Annotated in this window: 18 protein-coding genes; 8 read left to right on the forward strand and 10 right to left on the reverse strand. The window is 71.4% G+C overall.

Annotation, left to right across the window (positions count from 1 at the left end; all coding sequences use genetic code 11):
- Positions 1-23 precede the first annotated feature (23 nt).
- Together ygfZ and AC2D9U_RS18730 are read left to right on the forward strand one after the other, a co-directional pair.
- On the forward strand, positions 24-845 hold the full coding sequence (gene ygfZ / locus AC2D9U_RS18725) for a CAF17-like 4Fe-4S cluster assembly/insertion protein YgfZ (RefSeq protein ID WP_484751729.1): 822 nt from the start codon (positions 24-26) through the stop codon (positions 843-845).
- A complete protein-coding gene (locus AC2D9U_RS18730; protein WP_484751730.1) occupies positions 845-1,303 on the forward strand; it encodes a methyltransferase family protein in 459 nt (152 codons plus the stop codon). The genes ygfZ and AC2D9U_RS18730 overlap by 1 nt, the downstream gene beginning before the upstream one ends.
- Here the strand turns inward: AC2D9U_RS18730 and AC2D9U_RS18735 are convergent.
- Positions 1,287-2,453: an ATP-grasp domain-containing protein gene (locus AC2D9U_RS18735; protein ID WP_484751731.1), complete on the reverse strand. Its 1,167-nt coding sequence runs from the start codon at positions 2,451-2,453 to the stop codon at positions 1,287-1,289. The genes AC2D9U_RS18730 and AC2D9U_RS18735 overlap by 17 nt on opposite strands.
- On the reverse strand, positions 2,450-3,844 hold the full coding sequence (locus tag AC2D9U_RS18740) for a cytochrome P450 (RefSeq protein ID WP_484751732.1): 1,395 nt from the start codon (positions 3,842-3,844) through the stop codon (positions 2,450-2,452). Before AC2D9U_RS18740 ends, AC2D9U_RS18735 begins: the two co-directional genes overlap by 4 nt.
- Positions 3,845-3,916: 72 nt before the next feature.
- Between AC2D9U_RS18740 and AC2D9U_RS18745 the strand changes: the two genes are divergently transcribed.
- A complete protein-coding gene (locus AC2D9U_RS18745; protein WP_484751733.1) occupies positions 3,917-4,660 on the forward strand; it encodes a hypothetical protein in 744 nt (247 codons plus the stop codon).
- A gap of 247 nt (positions 4,661-4,907) precedes the next feature.
- Positions 4,908-6,428 carry a 1-hydroxycarotenoid 3,4-desaturase CrtD gene (crtD, locus tag AC2D9U_RS18750; RefSeq protein ID WP_484751734.1) on the forward strand — a complete coding sequence of 507 codons (1,521 nt, stop codon included), beginning with the start codon at positions 4,908-4,910 and terminating at the stop codon, positions 6,426-6,428.
- On the opposite strand, the gene AC2D9U_RS18755 is transcribed toward crtD, so the two are convergent.
- Positions 6,409-7,689 carry an RsmB/NOP family class I SAM-dependent RNA methyltransferase gene (locus AC2D9U_RS18755; RefSeq protein ID WP_484751735.1) on the reverse strand — a complete coding sequence of 427 codons (1,281 nt, stop codon included), beginning with the start codon at positions 7,687-7,689 and terminating at the stop codon, positions 6,409-6,411. The two genes, crtD and AC2D9U_RS18755, sit on opposite strands and share 20 nt — an antisense overlap.
- A 49-nt stretch (positions 7,690-7,738) precedes the next feature.
- Between AC2D9U_RS18755 and AC2D9U_RS18760 the strand changes: the two genes are divergently transcribed.
- From AC2D9U_RS18760 to AC2D9U_RS18775, 4 genes are all read left to right on the forward strand, one after another.
- Positions 7,739-9,406, forward strand: a complete 1,668-nt coding sequence (locus tag AC2D9U_RS18760; protein WP_484751736.1) for an ArnT family glycosyltransferase — start codon at positions 7,739-7,741, stop codon at positions 9,404-9,406.
- On the forward strand, positions 9,403-10,005 hold the full coding sequence (locus AC2D9U_RS18765; protein ID WP_484751737.1) for a DedA family protein: 603 nt from the start codon (positions 9,403-9,405) through the stop codon (positions 10,003-10,005). The genes AC2D9U_RS18760 and AC2D9U_RS18765 overlap by 4 nt, the downstream gene beginning before the upstream one ends.
- 85 nt (positions 10,006-10,090) lie before the next feature.
- A complete protein-coding gene (locus AC2D9U_RS18770) occupies positions 10,091-11,251 on the forward strand; it encodes a DegT/DnrJ/EryC1/StrS family aminotransferase (protein WP_484751738.1) in 1,161 nt (386 codons plus the stop codon).
- Positions 11,252-11,363: 112 nt separating this feature from the next.
- The gene (locus AC2D9U_RS18775; RefSeq protein WP_484751739.1) at positions 11,364-12,089 is read left to right on the forward strand and encodes a DUF1194 domain-containing protein; all 726 of its coding nucleotides are present in this window, start codon (positions 11,364-11,366) and stop codon (positions 12,087-12,089) included.
- A gap of 118 nt (positions 12,090-12,207) precedes the next feature.
- Here the strand turns inward: AC2D9U_RS18775 and AC2D9U_RS18780 are convergent, their stop codons facing one another.
- The 7 genes from AC2D9U_RS18780 to AC2D9U_RS18810 form a co-directional block, all read right to left on the reverse strand.
- A complete protein-coding gene (locus AC2D9U_RS18780; RefSeq protein WP_484751740.1) occupies positions 12,208-12,606 on the reverse strand; it encodes a DUF3775 domain-containing protein in 399 nt (132 codons plus the stop codon).
- A 130-nt stretch (positions 12,607-12,736) separates the two neighbouring features.
- A complete protein-coding gene (locus AC2D9U_RS18785; RefSeq protein ID WP_484751741.1) occupies positions 12,737-13,099 on the reverse strand; it encodes a hypothetical protein in 363 nt (120 codons plus the stop codon).
- Positions 13,100-13,228: 129 nt separating this feature from the next.
- On the reverse strand, positions 13,229-14,107 hold the full coding sequence (locus AC2D9U_RS18790) for a LysR family transcriptional regulator (RefSeq protein ID WP_484751742.1): 879 nt from the start codon (positions 14,105-14,107) through the stop codon (positions 13,229-13,231).
- Between the two features lie 79 nt (positions 14,108-14,186).
- Entirely contained in the window at positions 14,187-15,011 is an 825-nt protein-coding gene (locus AC2D9U_RS18795) for an aldo/keto reductase (RefSeq protein ID WP_484751743.1), read from the reverse strand.
- 10 nt (positions 15,012-15,021) lie between these two features.
- Positions 15,022-16,059: a WD40 repeat domain-containing protein gene (locus AC2D9U_RS18800; protein ID WP_484751744.1), complete on the reverse strand. Its 1,038-nt coding sequence runs from the start codon at positions 16,057-16,059 to the stop codon at positions 15,022-15,024.
- On the reverse strand, positions 16,059-17,039 hold the full coding sequence (locus AC2D9U_RS18805) for a CobW family GTP-binding protein (RefSeq protein WP_484751745.1): 981 nt from the start codon (positions 17,037-17,039) through the stop codon (positions 16,059-16,061). Before AC2D9U_RS18805 ends, AC2D9U_RS18800 begins: the two co-directional genes overlap by 1 nt.
- A 59-nt stretch (positions 17,040-17,098) precedes the next feature.
- Entirely contained in the window at positions 17,099-18,439 is a 1,341-nt protein-coding gene (locus tag AC2D9U_RS18810) for an ATP-binding protein (protein WP_484751746.1), read from the reverse strand.
- Position 18,440: the final 1 nt, after the last annotated feature.

Consider the following 18,440-nt stretch of genomic DNA (forward strand, 5'->3'; position numbering starts at 1 on the left):
CGGCGACTCCCACCTCCCCTGCCATGCCGATCACCCCCCTCGCCCATCGCGGCGTCGTGGAGGTGGCGGGCGCGGATCGCGCCGGCTTCCTCCAGGGCCTCGTCTCGAACGACGTCACCAAGGCCGCGCCGGGCCAGGCCGTCTGGGCCGCGCTGCTGACGCCGCAGGGCAAGTGGCTCGCCGATTTCTTCATCCTCGCCGAGGGCGAGCGCCTGCTGCTGGAGGTCGAGGCCGCGCAGGCGGCGATGCTGGTCGCCACCCTCACGCGCTTCCGCCTGCGCGCGAAGGTCACGCTGCGCGACGCCTCCGCCGATTTCGTGGTGCACGCCGCCTGGGGCGGCGCGGTGCCGCCGCCCGGCGTGATCGCCGCGCCCGATCCGCGCCTGCCCGAGGCCGGCTTTCGTGTGCTCGCCCCCGCGCCACTGCCCGCCGACGCCACCGCCGCGGAATACGACGCGCACCGCCTCGCCCTCGGCCTGCCGGAGGGCGCGCGGGACATGATCCCGGACAAGTCTGTCCTGCTGGAGGCCGGCTTCGATGAGTTGCACGGCGTCTCCTGGACCAAGGGCTGCTACATGGGCCAGGAGCTGACGGCGCGGACCAAGTATCGCGGCCTGCTCAAGCGGCGGCTGTTTCCTGTCACGGTGGAAGGCCCCCTGCCCGCCCCCGGCACGCCGGTCACGCGCGACGGCGCGGAGGTGGGCGAGATGCGCTCCGGCCAGGGCAGCCTTGGCCTCGCGCTGCTGCGGATCGAGGCCGCCGAGGGCGCGCTGAGCTGCGGTGCGGCCACGCTGCGCCCGCGCATCCCCGGCTGGATGGTGCTGCCGGCGCGCGAGACCGCCTGATGGCGGCCGATCACGGCCCGGGCGTGCGCATCCCGCCGCCGGTCTTCCTCGCCGCCGTCATGGCCGGCGCCTGGGGGCTCGACCGGTTCTGGCGCATCGAGATCGGCCCCGCCGCGCCTGAACTGGGCGCGATGGTGGCAGCCGTGGCGCTGGCGCTGATCGGCTGGGCGATCCTGGTGATGCTGCGCGCCGGGATCGACCCGCGCCCCGACAAGCCCGACGCGGCGATGGTGGAAACCGGCCCCTTCCGCTTCGGGCGCAACCCGATCTATCTCGGCTTCCTGCTGATCGCGACGGGCTTCGCGCTCGCCTATGGCACGCTGTTTCCCTGGATCGGCGTGGTGGTGCTGCATGGGCTGCTCGACCGCCTGGTGATCGCGCGGGAGGAAGCCTATCTCGAGCGCCGTTTCGGCGCCGCCTACCTGGCCTACAAGGCGCGCGTCAGACGCTGGATGTAGGCAGCCGCACCGGCGGCGCCTCGCCCTCGAACCAGCCGACATCGAGGGTCGCGACCTCCCCGAAGGGCACGCGCGCCTTGGCGGCCATGCGGATGATGGGCCAAGCGGTGTAGGGCATGGAGAGCAGCGGCCAGGGATCGCGCCACTGCCAGCAGACATCGGGCGTGCTCAGCAGGCGCTTGAGATTGGCGCGGAAGGGTCCCCTCTGGAACAGCGAAAGCTGTGTCTCCGTCAGGCAGGACCAGAATTGCTGCAATTGCCGCGCGTCACGGTGGCGCGGCGGCGGGGCGTCCGACTCCGCGATGGCGCGGGCCAATTCCGGGGCGTCAAAGAAGTGCAGGCCGCTGGTGGTGCGCGGGTTGCACTCGATGCCGAAGGGGCGGCCATCCGCCTCCTCGATCAGGTCGAAGGAGATGAAGCCGGTCCAGCCACTGGCGGCGACGAAGCGCGCCACCCAATCCTCGATGGCGGGATGGTCCACGCGATCGAAGGACACGGCCACCGAGCCCGACATCTGCAGGCCGCGATAGACCACCGTGCCACGCACCCGCCCACGATGCGCCAGCGAGCAGGTGCTGAACTCGGCGCCGGCGACGAAGCGCTGCACGATGCAGGGCGCGGCCGGATCGGCTTCCGGCAGCACCGCCCCACGTGGCAGACGCACGACACCGCGGCCCGAGCAGGAATGCACGGGCTTCACCACCACGGCACTCTCGGCCGCCAGCGCCTGCGCCTTGGCCGAGCCGAGCGGCGCGCTGCCGGGCACATCGATGCCGTGCTGCTCGGCGAAGTCGATGAAGCCGCCCTTGTGGTGCAGCCGCGTCACCATCTCGGGCGGCATGGCCAGCACGCGCACGCCGGTCGGCAGATGGGGGGGCAGATGCGCCACATGCAGCGCCTCTTCCGAGACCGGCACCACCAGGCCCACGCGCTCGCGCCGCACCACGGCGGCGAGGGCCTCGAGATAGGCCTGCTTGCCCTCGCGCGGGGCGGGCACCTGGATCGAGGCCGCAACGTCGCGCGAGGCGCCGCAGAGATGCCGCGCGAAGGGTTCCGCCACCACCACGCGCCAGCCCGCGGCGGCGAAGCCGCGCGCGAGGTCGAGCGCCTTGGGCAACCGCCCGAGCGTGAGCAGGACGGTCCTGTTCATGGATCGGCCCCCCTGTCCACTTGGGTGACGCGGACGAAGATCTGCCGCACCGGGCGCGTGGTCAGCCGCGCCGCGGGGCGCACGCGCGCCGCGTCCTGCACATGGAAGTCGAAGCGGCGGAACAACCGCGCGATCAGCAGCGTCGCCTCGATGGTCGCGAAGGCCGCACCGGCGCAGATGCGCGGGCCGATGCCGAAGGGAATGTAGGCACCCGGCGTCATCTCGCCCTTCCGTTCGGGCAGGAAGCGGTCGGGATCGAAGGTGTTGGGGTCGCGCCAGTAGCGGCGATGGCGGTGCAGCACCCAGGGCGCGACCATGATCAGCGCGCCGCGCTTCACCTTGTAGTCGCCGATGCGCGTCGCCTCATTCGCCACGCGCGGCAGGAAGGTGATGGGCGGATACAGGCGCAGCGTCTCGTTGAAGATGTTGCGCGTGAAGACCAGGCGCTTCGTGTGCTCGAAGGTGATCGGCCCCGTGCCGCAGACCTCGCGCACCTCCGCGCGCAGCCGCGCCACCAGTTCGGGGCGCGTGGCCAGCAGGAAGAACACCCAGGTCAGCGCGCTCGCACTGGTCTCATGCCCCGCCAGGAACAGCACGCCGAGCTGGTCGATGAGTTCCTCCCGCGTGAAGGCGCGGCCTTCCCCGTCGCGCGCGGCGACGACGGCGGAGGCGATGTCGTCGAAGCTCTGCCCGGCATCGAGATGCCCATCCAGCAGCTCGCCCAGGCTCTGGCGGATGATGCGGCAGGATTCGAGCACGGCCTCGGTCTGCGGGATCTTCGTCCAGGCGCGATCCATGATCAGGCGGCGGATCTCCACCTGCGCGACGGAACGTTCGAAGAAGGTGAAGGCGTCGAACACCTCATGCGCGATGCGCGTCTCGAGCCCCGAGGAGAAGACCGAGCGGCAGATGATGTCGGCCGTCAGATGCGACATGGCGAGATCGAGTGAGAAGGCCTCGCCACGCTCGGCATCTCGCGCCAGCGTCTCCTCCGCCGCCGCGGCGCCTTCCTCCATGCAGGGGAAGGCGCGGTTGACGCGCATGAGGCTCAGCGCCGGGTCCATCATGTCGCGCTGGCGCCGCCAGGTGGACCCGGAGCTCACGAAGATGCTGTCGCCGATCAGCGGGTCGAGCGCATTCACCATCAGGTCGGATTTCGGGAAGATGCCTTCCGCGTCGAACAGCACGTCGCGCACCAGCTTGGGTTCGTTCACCACCACGATGGAGCGGCGCGAATAGCCGAGCGGGCCGATCGGCATGGTATAGGCCTCGGCCGGCAGCAGGCCGAGCAGATTGCCCTCGCCCTGCAGCATGGCGCGGATCAGCGCCACGACCGGCGAGCGGGGCACCGGATAGGGCGGCACGAAGGCGGCGGACTGTCCAGAAATCATGACACCATTCCCTCGCTTTACAGCCAGAAGTGTCAAGTGGCATTGTCACTTCGACGGAGACAGGGGAGGGCCATGGAACTGTTCCTGTTCCACAGCCTCATCGTGGCGCACATCATCACGGGCAGCACCGGGGCCATCGCCTTCTGGGTGCCGGTGATCGGGCGCAAGGGCGGCGCCAACCACCGCAAATGGGGCCGCGTCTTCACCTATGCGCTGCTCGCCACAGGCTGCTTCGCGCTGTGCATGAGCCTGCTGACGCTGGCCGACCCGATCGGGACCCACCCGCATCTGGAAGGCCGGTTCGATATCGAATTCATCCGCGGCATGTTCGGCTGGATGATGCTGCACACCGCCATCCTGACCATCAACCTGACCTGGTATGGCTGGCTCTGCGTGAAGAACCAGGGACGGCATGAACTCAACCGCACGAAGCTGAACATCGCGCTGCAATACATCGTGATGGTCGCGGCCGTGGCCTGCGCCATCGATGGCTGGCTGATCGGCCAGCCGCTGATGATGGGCATCGCCGTGGTCGGAATCGCCACGGGCCTGACCAATCTCTGGTTCCTCCATAAGCCCCGCATCGAACGGGCCGATTGGCTGAAGGAACACATCAAGGCGCTCGTCGGCGCGGGCATCAGCGTCTACACCGCCTTCATGGCCTTCGGCTCGGTGCGGATCTTCCCCGAAATGGCACTGCACCCGGGCATGTGGAGCATCCCACTCATCGTCGGCCTCGCCATCATCATCTGGCATCGCCTGGCGGTGGACCGCCAGGCCCGCATCCGCCGGCAACGCGTGCAGGCGACGGCATGAGGGTGGGGGCACGTCTGGCCTTCGGAGGGGGCTTCGCCCCCTCCGAACCTCCCCCACCAAGGGGCAGTGGCCCCTTGGAACCCATTCTGGATATTGGCCATGCGGAGGCAGGGGTTTCGCGCTGGCGCGAAGCCCCTGCCCCCGCATGGCCAAACACCCCGGCGGTCCAGGGCGCCCTGCGCCCTGGTGGGGGGAGTTCGAGGGGGGCGAAGCCCCTCTCGACAGCCCGCCGACGCACCCACCCCTGATGCCGACCCCGCATGTCGTTGTCGTCGGCGCCGGCATGGGCGGACTCGCCGCTGCGGCCGATCTGGCGCGCCAAGGCGTGCGCGTCACCGTGCTGGAGCGTGCGGCCGCGGCGGGCGGCAAGGCGCGGAAGGTACCGGTGGCGGGGGCAGCGGTGGATGGCGGGCCCACCGTCTTCACCATGCGCTGGATCTTCGAGGGGTTGTTCGCCGATGCCGGCAAGCGGCTGGACGATTTCGTCCAGATCGAGGGGGCGGAGATGCTCGCCCGCCATGCCTGGCGGGAGGGCGGGCGGCTGGATCTCTTCGCGGATATCGATCGTTCGGTGGAGGCGATCGGGGAATTCGCGGGCGCGGCGGAGGCGCGGGGCTATCGCGATTTCGTGGCGCGCAGCGCCGACATCTATCGCACCCTGGTGGGGTCCTTCATCGCCTCGGAGCGTCCTTCGCCGCTCGATCTGGTGACGCGGGTGGGCCTGGGGAACGTCGGCGCGCTGGTCCGCACGGCGCCTTGGCTCACCATGTGGCAGGCGCTGGGCAAGCATTTCCGCGATCCGCGGCTGCGCCAGTTGTTCGGCCGCTATGCGACCTATTGCGGCTGCTCACCCTTCCTGGCGCCGGCGACGCTGATGCTGGTGGCGCATGTCGAGCAGGATGGCGTCTGGCTCGTGCGCGGCGGCATGTCCCGGGTGGCGGCGGCGATGCGCGAATTGGGCGAGAGCCAGGGCGCGGCCTTCCGCTTCGGGGCGCATGTCGCGCGGATCCTGGTCGAAGGCGGCCGTGCGGCCGGGGTCGCGCTGGCGGATGGCGAGCGGATCGCGGCCGATGCCGTGGTCTTCAACGGCGATGTCTCGGCCTTGGGCCAGGGGCTGCTGGGCGAGGCCGCGCGCCCCGCCGCGAAGGAGACGCCGCGCGCCGCGCGCAGCCTCGCCGCCATCACCTGGTGCGTGCATGCGCCAACCTCGGGCTTCGACCTCGCCCATCACAACGTCTTCTTCGCCGAGGACTATGCGCGCGAATTCGCCGCCATCTTCGGCGCGCGCGGCATCACCGAGGCGCCGACCGTCTATATCTGCGCCCAGGATCGCGGCTTGAGCGAGGTCGCGCCCGGCGCGCCGGAGCGCCTGCTGCTGCTGGTCAACGCGCCCCCCGATGGCGATCGCGGCGAGTTCCCGGTGGAGATGCTCGCCCGCGTGCAGGAGACGAGCTTCGCCCTGCTGAAGCGCTGCGGGCTGGAGGTCCAGGCCACGCCCGAGACCACGCTGCGCACCACGCCGGCCGGCTTCAATGCGCTGTTCCCGGGCACGGGGGGCGCGCTTTATGGCCGGGCGAGCCATGGCGCGACGGGCACTTTCGGGCGGCCCGGCGCGGTGTCGAGGCTGCCGGGCGTCTACCTCGCGGGGGGCTCGGTGCATCCGGGCCCGGGCATCCCGATGGCGACCATGTCGGGCCGGCTGGCGGCGGCGCGGCTCTTGGCCGATCTGGCCGGCACGCGCGCCGTGGTCAGCCTGCCGGCCGGGTGAAGCGCGCGGCGAAGAAGCCGTCCAGCCCGCCGAGGTCGGCCCAGAAATCGGGGCGCGTGCGCAGCGTGCCGCCGGGCGTGATCGCCATTTCCAGCCCCGGCACCTCCTCGGGCCGGATCGGGTCCGGCACCAGGCCGAGGGCGGCGGCGCGGGCCAGATGCGCCTCTCCTTCCTCGGGCTGGAGCGAGCAGGTGGCGAGCACCAGCCGCCCGCCGGGCGCCAGCAGCGCCGCGGCGCGTTCCAGCAGCCGCGCCTGGGCGGCGGCCATCTGCGCCACGTCGCCGGGGCGCTTGAGGTGCGGGATGTCCGGATGGCGGCGGATGATGCCCGTGGCGGTGCAGGGCGCATCCAGCAGCACGGCGTCGAAGGTGACGCCGGGCGCCCAGAGCGCGGCATCGGCCTCGATCACCTCGGCCTCCAGATGCAGGCGGGCGAGGTTCTCCCGCAGGCGCGCGGCGCGCTTCGCCTCGCGCTCCACCGCCGTCACCCGGGCGCCGGCGGCGACGAGCTGCGCGGTCTTGCCGCCGGGGGCCGCGCAGAGATCCGCGATCCGCTCGCCGGGCCGCGCGCGCAGCAGCTTCGCGGGCAGGGCGGCCGCGGCGTCCTGCACCCAGAATTTCCCCTCGGCGAAGCCCGGCAATTCGGTGACGCGCGTGCCGGCGGGCAGGCGCAGCGTGCCGGTGGGCAGCGCCAGCGCGCCCTCGGGCGGGGTGGCGCCGGGCATAAGGGTGAGGTCGAGGGGCGCTTCCTCGGCATGGGCGCGGGCGATGGCGCGCACCTTCGGCCCATAGGCGGCGTGCCAGGCGCTCCAGAGCCAGGGGGGCGTGTCCAGCCGCTCGCGGTCCAGGCCTTCGAACAAAGCGGGGCCTTCGGTGGCGACCTTGCGCAGCACGGCGTTGGTCAGCCCGGCGAAGGCCTTGGGCACGATGGCGACGGTGGCGGAGACCACCGCATGGGCCGGCGTGCCGAGCAGCAGCAGCTCGGCCGCCCCCATGCGCAGCGCGGTGCGCACCGGCGCGGGCGGGGAGCGGCGCAGGAAGGGCTCGAGCACGGAATCGAGGCTGCCGGCATGGCGCAGCGCGGCGGCGGCGATGCGATGCGCGGCGGCCTTGTCGCGCGGGGAGAGATGCGTGCCGAGCCCTGCCAGGGCTTCCTCCAGCGGGCGGCGCTTCTCCCACACCGCCTCGAGCAGCGTGGCGGCGGCGCGGCGCGTGGCGAAGCCGGGCGTGCGGGTCAGGGTCTTGGGGGGTGTATCTGACATGTGGGGCGGTTTATGGCCCCCTGCCCGCGGGCGTGCTAGGGGCCGCGCGATGCAGCGCTTCGCCGACTTCCTGGACCGACTGCCGGAGACGCGCCGCGCGCCGCTCTGGCTGGTCCTGCTGTGCCTGCTCTTCTGGCTGCCGGGCTTCTTCACCATCCCGCCGGGCGACCGTGACGAAAGCCGCTTCGCCCAGGCCAGCCGCCAGATGGTGGAGAGCGGCGACTATGTCCGCATCCGCCTGGGCGAGGTCGAGCGCAACAAGAAGCCCGCCGGCATCCATTGGGCGCAGGCCGCGAGCGTGCATGTGCTGGAGGCAACGGGGCTGGGCTCGCGGGCCGATATCTGGGCCTATCGCGTGCCCTCCCTGCTGGGGGCGATCCTCGCCGTGCTGGCGACCTTCCATTTCGGCCGGCTGCTGGTGGGGCGCCGCGCCGCCTTCCTCGGCGCCGCCCTGCTGTCGAGCGCCTTCGTGCTCGGCATCGAGACGCATATCGCCAAGACGGATGCCGCGCTGCTCGGCACCATCGCGGTGGCGATGGGGCTGATGGGCCGCGCCTATCTCACGCCCGGCCATTTCACCGCGCGGCAGGCGGCCGCCTTCTGGCTGGTGCTGGGCGCCGCGGTGCTGCTCAAGGGCCCGATCGGCCCGGCCGTGCCGCTGCTGGCGGGGGTGACGCTCTGGGTCGCAGATCGCCGCGCGCCCTGGTTCGCGGCCCTGCGCCCGAAATGGGGCGTGGCCCTGATGCTGGCCGCCGCGGCACCCTGGTTCATCGCGGTGAGCATCGCCACTGAAGGCCGGTTCCTCACCGACGCGCTGGGCGGGGACATGCTGAACAAGGTCGGCGGGGCGGATGAGAATCATTGGGGCCCGCCCGGCTACTACCTGGCGATCTTCGGCATCACCGCCTTCCCCGCCGCCTTCCTGGTGCTGCGCGCCATACCGGGGATCTGGGCGGATCGGCTGCAGCCGGCCACGCGCTTCCTGCTCGCCTGGGCGGTCCCGGTCTGGCTGATGTTCGAGGCCGTGACCACCAAGCTGCCGCACTACACCCTGCCCGCCTACCCGGCGCTGATGCTGCTGGCCGCCGCCTGGGCGATGGACCCGCTGCGCCGGCCCACGCCGCGCTGGCTGGGGTGGTTCGCGACCGTGGCGCTGGTGGCCGCCGCGCTGGGCCTCGCCGTGGCGGCGGTGGCGCTGCCGGTGATCGCCGATGGGCGGGTCTCGCCCGTCTCGCTGCTCGCCCTGCCGGCGGCGGGCGCGCTGGTCTTCGTGGTGCTCTGGGCGCTGCGCGACGGCGCACCGGCGCGCGCCGCGCTGGGGGCGGTGCTGCTGGCGATCCCCTTGCAGGCGGTGGTGCTGGAGGGCGTGCTGCCGCGCCTGACCGCGCCCTGGCTTTCGCCGCGCATCGCCGCCTTGGTGCACAATGCCGCGCCCGGCCTGCCGGATGAGCGTTTCGGCATCGCCGGCTATCACGAGCCCTCGCTGCAATTCGCGCTCGGCGGGGAGATCCGCCTGCTGCGCGACGGCGCCGAGGCCGCGCGCTTCCTGGCCGCGCAGCCGGGCCGGCTGGCCGCGGTGGCCGACCGGCAGGAGGCCGGCTTCCGCGCCGAGGCCGCTGCCCTCGGCCTGACACCGCGCGACCACGGCATGGTCGAAGGTTTCAACTATTCGCGCGGCCGCCGGGTGGCGATCGTGCTGTATGGGGTGGGCGAATGATCGAGTGGGTGACGGGCATCGTGGCGGCGGGCGGGTGGCCCGGCGTCTTCGCGCTGATGTTCCTGGAGAACCTGTTTCCGCCGATCCCCTCCGAGGTGATCATGCCGCTGGCCGGCTTCGCCGCGGCACGTGGGCAGATGTCCTTCACGCTGGCGATCCTGGCCGGCATCGCCGGCACGGTGGCGGGCAACGCCTTCTGGTTCGAGCTCGCGCGCGTGATCACGGCGGACCGAATCCGCCCCATGGTCGGCCGCTATGGCCGCTGGTTCGCGGTGGGCGAGGCAGATCTGTTGAAGGCCGAAGACACGCTGCGGAAATACGGCCCCTTCGCGCTGTGCTTCGGCCGGCTGCTGCCGGGCATCCGCACGCTGATCTCCATCCCCGCCGGGCTGATCCATATCCCGCGCGGGCTGTTCTACCTCTGGACGACGCTGGGCAGCACGGTGTGGATCATCTTCCTGACCACCGCCGGCTACTGGATGGAGGACCATTACGACCAGGTCGAGGGCTGGCTGGAACCGCTCGCCTATGTCGTGGTCGCGGGCATACTGGGCACCTATGCCTGGCACATCTGGACCAGCCGAATCAGGAAGAACTGAGAAAACTGGCGTAATCCTGGGTGATTTGGCCGATTCGGGCGCCTGGGTCTATGCAGGCGCAACCTGTCGCTGAATCTGGATGACCATGAACGCTCCCGCGCTGCCGCCCATCGCCCTGTTCGACATGAAGGCGCAGCAGGCGCTGATCCGCGCCGATATCGACCGTCGCCTCGCCGAGGTGCTGGACAGCGGCGCCTTCATCAACGGCCCGCAGGTCGCCGAGCTTGAGGGCAAGCTCGCCGCCTTCGCGGGCTGCGGCCATGCGGTCGGTGTTTCCTCCGGCACGGATGCGCTGCAGATCGCCATGATGGGCGAGGGCATCGGCAATGGCGATGCGGTATTCCTGCCCGCCTTCACCTACACCGCGACCGCCGAGGTGCCGCTCGTGCTCGGCGCGACGCCGGTCTTCTGCGACGTCGATCCGGTGACCTTCAACATCGACATCGAAGACCTTCAGCGTCGCATCCGGCAGGTGGCGCAGGAAGGCCGGCTGCGCCCGCGCGCGGTCGTCGGCGTGGACCTCTTCGGCCTGCCCGCCGACTGGCCCGCGATCGAGGAGATCTGCGAATTGCAGGCCATGTTCGCGCTCGATGACGCGGCGCAGGCCTATGGCGCCGCCCTGCACGGCAAGCGGCTCGGCCGCTGGGGCCATGCGACGGCGTTGAGCTTCTACCCGACCAAGACGCTCGGCGCCTATGGCGATGGCGGCGCGCTGCTGACCGACAATGCCGACCGCGCCGAGCTGTGGCGGTCCTTGCGGACCCATGGCGAGGGCAAGACGCGCTACGAGGTCACGCGCACCGGCATGAACGGGCGGCTGGATACGATGCAGGCGGCGATCCTGCTCGCCAAGCTGCCGCTGCTGGAAGGCGAGCTGGCCGCGCGCACGCGCATCGCCGCGATGTACAATGAGGGCCTGGCCGGCCTGGTGCAGACGCCGGTGACCACGCCCGGTTCGGAGCCCGCCTGGGGCCTCTACTCCATCCTGGTGGAGAACGAGGCTGCGCGCGCGCGCATCCAGGCCGCGGCCCGGGCGCTCGGCGTGCCGAGCGGCATCTACTACCCCAAGCCGCTGCACCACCAGCCGGCCTATACCGTGGCCCATGCCGATGCCTTCGCCGCCGAGGCGCCGCCGCTGCCGGTCAGCGAGATGCTCTGCCAGCGCATCATGTCCCTGCCCATGCACCCCTACCTGACCGATGCCGAGGTCGCCCGCGTCATCGCCGCGATCCGCAGCGCCGTCTGACCTGGGCGGCCGGATGGCTGCGCCCGTCACGCGGCAGGCGCGCATCAATCTTGAGGCTTGAAACCGGGGTGCGCGTTGCGGTTGCATGACGGCTTCCGACAGGAGGCCCGCCATGCGCCGCCGTTCCATGCTTGCAACCGGGGCCGCCGCCGCGCTCACCCGGCTCGGCCCCGCCCGCGCCGATGAACCGGTGGATGTGGCGCTGGTGCTCGCCGTCGATGTCTCGCGCTCGGTCGATGAGGATGAGGCGCGGCTGCAGCGCGAGGGCTACCGGGCGGCCGTGACCGACCCCAAGGTGGTCGAGGCGATCCGCGGCGGCATGCTGGGCTCGGTCGCCATTGCCTATACGGAATGGGCGGGCATCGAGTTCCAGCGCCTGCTGCTGCCCTGGAAGCGGATCGCGACGCAGCGCGACGCGGATGACTGGGCCGCGGCGCTGGAAGCCGCGCCGCGCATCTCGCTCTCCTGGACCTCGGTGTCGGGCGCCATCGCCCATGCGCAATCCGTGCTGGCGCAATGCCCGCATGAGGCGACGCGGCGCGTCATCGATGTCTCGGGCGACGGGGTGAACAATTCCGGCCCGCCGGCCGAGGTCGCGCGCGACCGCGCGGTGGCGGAGGGCATCACCATCAACGGCCTGCCGATCCTGAACGACCGCCCGACCTTCGGCCGCGCGCCCCCCATTCCGCTCGACATCTACTACCGGGAGAGCGTGATTGGCGGCCAGGGCGCCTTCATGATCGCCGCCGAGGATTTCGAGAGCTTCGGCAACGCGGTCCGCCGCAAGCTGATCCGCGAGATCGCGGGGCTTGCGGGGCCGCTGGTGGAATACGCGTAAGGCGCAGAATGTCGGCACGACCTGCGGCCCGAAGGGCCGAGCGGCCGAATGGCCGCCGCGCCCGGTGGCGCGAGGCAAGCGGCCGGATGGCCGCGCCCGCCGCCTGAGGGCAAAAAAGCTAATCCACGTCGTCGAGGCTGAGGCCGAAGGCGGCGACACCTTCTTCCAGCAGGTCGCCCAGCCCATCCATGCCGAGCAGGTAGTCCGAGGCATCGCGCCCGGCATTGCGCTCGGCCGCCAGGGCCTTCGCTTCGTCCCATTCGGCGGCCTCGTAGTCGCCGCGGCCGATCCAGGCGAGCGCGATCAGCGCGGCCTGCTCATCCTCGTTCAGCTCGGTGATGAAGGCGCGCAGCGTGTCCTCGGGCAGGTCGTCCGGATCGTCGAGGTCCTCATCCTCGTCATCATCGCCAAGCTCGGCCTCCTCGGGCTCCTGCACGGCGCGGGCGTGTTCCACGATCGTCGCCACCGCCACCAGGGAGATGCCGAGATCGAAATCCTCGTCGGAAGGTTCAGCCATGGCGCAACCCCATCTGTCGGTTGCCCCCATTACAGCGTGAGGCAGCGCCGTTTTCCAGGGTGACGCGCGAAAATCGGCGTGACACGGGGAGGGGCGCCGCGGCGTGCCCCCCGTGTCACGCCTGGGCTGCTCAGCGCGCCGGCATGGCCCGGCGGGCGTTGCGCATCATCTCGAGCATCGCGGCCGGCACCCAGATGGTCTCCACCGACTCGCCCGTGCCGATGGTGACCGGAATCAGCCCCGGCCGGGGGCTCTGGGAGAACATCATGTCGAGATGCACGAAGTCGAAATTCATGCCCGACATGCCCGTGACCATCACGCGCCCGCCGCCCACGATGTTGCCTCGGGCCATCGGGCCGTAATCGACCTCGCAATTGTCGCCGCTGCTGCAGGTGACGCGCGGGTAGCTCTGCGCCGCGGCGTCGCCGGCGAAGATGGCGCCCGCCCCGACGAGAAAAACACCAGCCAGGATCGCCCGGATGGAATGACGCATGGTTCTGCTCCTCAACCTCAGGAAACGCGCCCGTGAAACCGGTGCCGTCCCGCCTGCGAGTATCCGGGGCTGCATCGCGGCACTCCAATGCGATGCCGGCATGGATTCGATGCCTGCCGCGTATGCGGCTCAGTTCCCGGCATGACAGCGGCGCACGGCCTCGATGAAGCTCGCCAGCGGCGGCGACCAGCGCCGTCCCGCCACGGTCACCAGGCAGATCTCGCGCGCCAGCGGCGCATCCGCCACGGGGCGCAGCACAAGCCCCGGCTGCACGGCGCTGAATTCGGGCAGGAAGCACACGCCGAGGCCAGCGGCCACGAGGCTCTGGATCCAGTCCTCGCGCTCACTGCGGCAGACCACGTTGATGCGCGCGCCGGCCTCGCGCAGCTTCTCCGAAAGCCGGTCGCGGATCTCGCAATTGATGCGCAGCAGATAGGTCTGCCCATCCATGTCGGCCATGCGGATCTCGTTGCGTTGCGCGAAGGGGTGGTCCGGCGCGCAGGCCACCATGGTGCGCTCGGCATAGAGCCGCTCGGTGTCCAGCCGCTCGCCCTCGCAGGCGGGGCGCGAGACCAGTGCCGCATCGAACTCGCCGGCGAGCAGCCGCGGGGCCAGCTGCTCCGCCTTCGCGTCGGTCAGGGTCAGCCCCACCCCGGGCTGACGCGCCCGGAAGCCCTGCAGGAAGGCGGCGAAGCGCGCCGGGCCGATCGAGCACATCACGCCCAGATGCAGGTCGGCCGCGGTCAGGCGGCGATGCCGCGCGGCCTCCAGCTCCGCTGCCTCGCTGCGCGCGAGCACGTCTTCCAGCCGGGGGCGCATGAGCCGGCCCAGCGCGGTCAGGTGCGTGTGGCCGCGCTCACGCGCAAACAGCGGCCCGCCCAGCTCATGTTCCAGCTTCTGGATGGCGCGGGTCAGCGTGGGTTGCGTGACACCGCAGGCCTCGGCGGCGCGGGTGAAGTTCAGGCTCTGGCAGACCGCCAGGAAGTAGCGGATTTCGCGAAGGTCCATGGTCCCGATCCCAGGCCGCGCGCGGCAGGCGGCGCGGCGATCGGGCAGGTCTTCGCGCGTGGCGGCGCGAAGGTTCCGCTCAGGCGGCCCAATCGGGGGCGAAGGCCGGGTTCACGAAGCGCCGGTCCTTGGGCAGGGCGGCCAGCGCGGCGTGCTCCTCGGCGGAGAGGCGCAGCCTGAGCGCCTCGAGATTCGCCGCCTGCCGGCTCGGCGCCGCGGCCTTGGGCACCATGGCGAGGTTCGGCTGCGCCAGCAGCCAGGCGAGGGCCACCTGCGCCGGCGTGGCGCCATGCGCCGCCGCGATGCGCGCCAGCACCGGGTGGTCGAGCGCCTGGCCTTTGCCGAGCGGCGAATAGGCGGTCAGCGCCATGTCGTTCGCCACGCAGATGTCGCGCAGCACCGACTGGTCGAGCAGCACATGGCATTCCACCTGCAGGCAGGCGAGGCCGCGCTTCTCGGCGATGGCGCGCTTCAGCAGCCCGGCCGGGAAGTTCGACACGCCGATGGCGCGCGCCAGGCCCTCCGCGCGCAGCGCCGCCAGCATCGCCAGCGCATCCGGCAGATCGAGCTCCGGGCTCGGCCAATGGATCAGCAGCAGGTCGACATAGGGCGTGCCGAGCCGCGCGAGGCTGGCCTCGAAGGCGGCGCGGATCTCGGCCCCGCGCGGCTTGTCGTACCAGACCTTGGTGGTGAGGAAGATCTCCTCGCGCTTCACGCCGCTGGTGGCGATGCCGGCGCCGACCGCATCTTCATTGCCGTACATCTCGGCCGTGTCGATATGCCGGTAGCCGAGCGCGAGGGCCGAGCGCACCGCCGCGGCGCATTCCTCGCCCTTCATCGGCCAGGTGCCCAGGCCGATCCGCGGCATGCGCAGATGCTTCGTGGCGATCACCGGCATGTCCATGGCGCGAATCCTATCGCTTCGAGAGATCGATGACACCGGCGAAGCCCTGCTCGGTGCCGAAGGCGAGGTGCGAGCCGGAAGGGTTCCAGGCCAGCGCCGAGACGCCGCCGCCGCGCGGGGGCGCGACGGGCACCACCTTGCCGGTCGCGATCTCGGCCAGCAGCACCAGGCCATCGTCGAAGCCGGCGGCGACGACCTCATGCTGGGGGTGGCAGGCGACGGCGGTGCAGAGCACGGCATCGCCGCCGGCGAGTTCGGTCGGCGCCTTGCCCATCGGCCCGCCGCCGAAGAAGGGCCAGAGCACGACGGATTCCGCCCCGCTCGTCGCCAGCCAGCGCCCGCGCGCGGAGAAGGAGAGGCTGCGCGTCTTGCCCGGATAGCCGGACATGCGCATGTGCTGCCCATCGGTCAGGCGCCAGCCATGCAGCGCGGCCTCCTGCATCGCGGTGACCACATGCTCGCCGGCCGGATCGAAGGCCACCGCATGGTGGCTGCCCTTCCATTCCAGCGGCCGGGCCGTATCCACCTTCGCATTCACGTACCAGAGCGACACGCCGCCATAATGGCTGGCCGCGATGCGCTTGCCCTTGGTGTCGAAGGCCAGACCGCCGACCGAGGACGGATGCGCCGGTAGCGTCTTCAGCGCGCGGCCCGCACCATCCAGCACATGCACCAGCTTGCCGACCGAGGTCGCGCGCACGCCGGAGTCATGGGCGATGACATGGTCGATCCATTTGCTGCCATAGCGCGCGACCTCCGCAAGGTTGCCATCGGCGCCGATGCGGACCAGCCGCCCGTCATCGCCGCCCGAGAGCAGGCCGTCCTTGCAATCGGCGGTGGCGCTGAGCACGGCGCCGTCATGCGCCTCGATGCGCGTCCAGCCCTCCTGCATCCGCGCCGGCGCGGCCAGGTGCACCGTCCCGTCGGCCAGCGCGAAGCCGAGGCTGCGCCCTTCCCGCCCGAACACCGCCGCGACGACCCAGGCGCCGAGTTCGCGCGAGGCCCCGCGCGCGGCGAGCAGGAAATCGGCCTCGGCCACTTCCGCCATCAGGCCGGCACCTGGCAGGCCTCGAAGCCGCGGCGCAGCTGCGGGCGGTTCAGGTCGCGGCCGATGAAGACGATCTTCGAGCGGCGCGCATCGCCTTCCTTCCACGGGCCGATGAAGTCGCCATCGGCGATCATGTGCACCGCCTGGAAGGCGAAGCGGCGGTCGTCATTCGCATAGGCGAGCACGCCCTTGGTGCGCAGCAGATCCTGCCCCTTGGCCTGCAGCAGGTCGCTGATCCAGGTGTTGAACTTCTCCGGGTCGATCGGGCGCGAGACCTCGAAGGAGACGCTGTTGATCTCGCTGTCATGCTCATGCTCGTCGCCGGTGGTGAGGAATTCGGGCTCCTGCGCCAGGATGCGCTCGAGCTTGAAGGCGTCGCGCCCCAGCACGGCCTCGATCGGCACGGCGGATTTGGTGGAGCGGCGGATCTCGGCATAGGGGTTGATGCCGCGGATCAGCGCCTCCACCGCATCGGCCTCGGCCGGCGTGACCAGGTCGATCTTGTTGAGCAGGATGACGTCCGCGAAGGCGATCTGCTCGCGCGCCTCCTTGGTGTCGGCCAGCCGCGCGGGCAGGTTCTTCGCGTCCACCACGGTGATGATGGCGTCGAGCCGCGTGGTGCGCTTCACATCCTCATCGGTGAAGAAGGTCTGCGCGACAGGCGCAGGCGCGGCGAGGCCGGTGGTCTCGACGATGATGCCGTCGAACTTGCCGCGGCGCTTCATCAGCCCGCCGATGATGCGGATCAGGTCGCCGCGGACGGTGCAGCAGATGCAGCCGTTGTTCATCTCGAACACTTCCTCGTCGGCATCGACGACAAGGTCGTTGTCCACGCCGAGCTCGCCGAACTCGTTGATCACCACGGCGTATTTCCGGCCATGCTGTTCGGTGAGGATGCGGTTGAGCAGCGTGGTCTTGCCCGCACCGAGATAGCCGGTGAGGACGGTGACGGGGACGGTGTCAGGCGTGGCATCGGCCATGGTGGGGGCCTCCGGTCAGGGGGATTTTGCGCCTATATGGGCGAGGCAGGGCGGGCGCGTCACCCCTCCCGCGGCAGATCGCGCAGCGCGCGCTCCAGCTCGACGAGGCCGACGGGCTTGAGCAGGTAGCCATTCATCCCCGCCTCGGCCGCGGCGGCGCGGCTTTCGGGCGTGTCCTGCGCGGTCACCGCCAGCACCGGCACGCGCCCGGCCGGCCCGGGCAGGGCACGGATGCGGCGCGCCACCTCGAAACCGTCCATCTCGGGCATCTGCAGGTCCAGCAGCACCGCCAGCCAGCGCCGCTGCTGGAGCATCTGCAGCGCCTCCTCCCCGCTTGCGGCGCCGAGCTGGGCATGGCCGGCGCGTTCCAGCACCGTGCCGAGCAGGCGGCGGTTCACCGCCACGTCGTCCACCACCAGCACCGGCGGCAGGGGCGCCGCCGCCGCGGGGGGAGCGGAATGGGCCGCGCTGCCCCGCGCCGGGCCGGGGATCACCTGCGCCACGCGCTCGAGCGGCACCTCGCGCAGCGGCAAGGCCAGGGTGAAGACGCTGCCGTGTCCCGGCGCGCTGCTGACCGTGAGACTGCCCCCCATGCGCTGCGCCAGATCCCTGCAGATCGACAGGCCCAGCCCCGCCCCACCGTCACTGGGCTGGAAGCGGTCGAACATGGTCGGCAGGCGCTCCGGCGCGATGCCACGCCCGGTGTCCGAGACCGCGACCTCCAGGCCCTGGCCCAAGACCTGCCGCGCCTCGATCCGCACCACGCCACCCACCGTGAAGCGGATGGCGTTGGCGACGAGGTTGGTGAGGATCTGGCGCAGCCGCAGCGGATCGCCGACCCAGGCGGCCGGCGTGCCGGGGGCAACGGCGGTGGCGAGCGTGGTGCCCTGCAGCGCCGCGCGGCCGCGCAGCAGCGCCACCACCTGTTCCATCGCCTCGTCGATCCGGAAGACCTCATCCGGGCGCGTGCCCTCCGGCGCCTCGATCATGTCGCGCAGCAGCAGCATGAGGTCGGAGGCCGCCTGCCGCGCCGCCCCGGCATCCTGCCGCGCCACCGGCGGCAGGCTGGGCGAGGAGAGCACGAGGTCCAGCAGCCCCAGCACGCCGCTGAGCGGCGTGCGCACCTCATGCGCCGCGATGGCCAGCATCTCCGCCTGGCGGTGCACCAGCGCGTTGCGCGCCGCGATGGCCTCGGCCGAGGCCGCCGCCGCCGCGGCCGCCGCCGCGTCGCGCTGGCGCACGCCGCGCAGCACGACCACGGCGGCCAGGATCTGGCACAGCGCGAGCAGGCCGAGCAGCGTCAGGCAGAGCCGGTGGTCGACATCCCACAGATGCTCGGCGCCGAGCACGCCCAGCGAGGCGATGGCCGGCGCCAGCAGCAGCAGCGCCGCACCCGGCATG

The organism is Roseomonas sp. TF40, assembly GCF_057219975.1.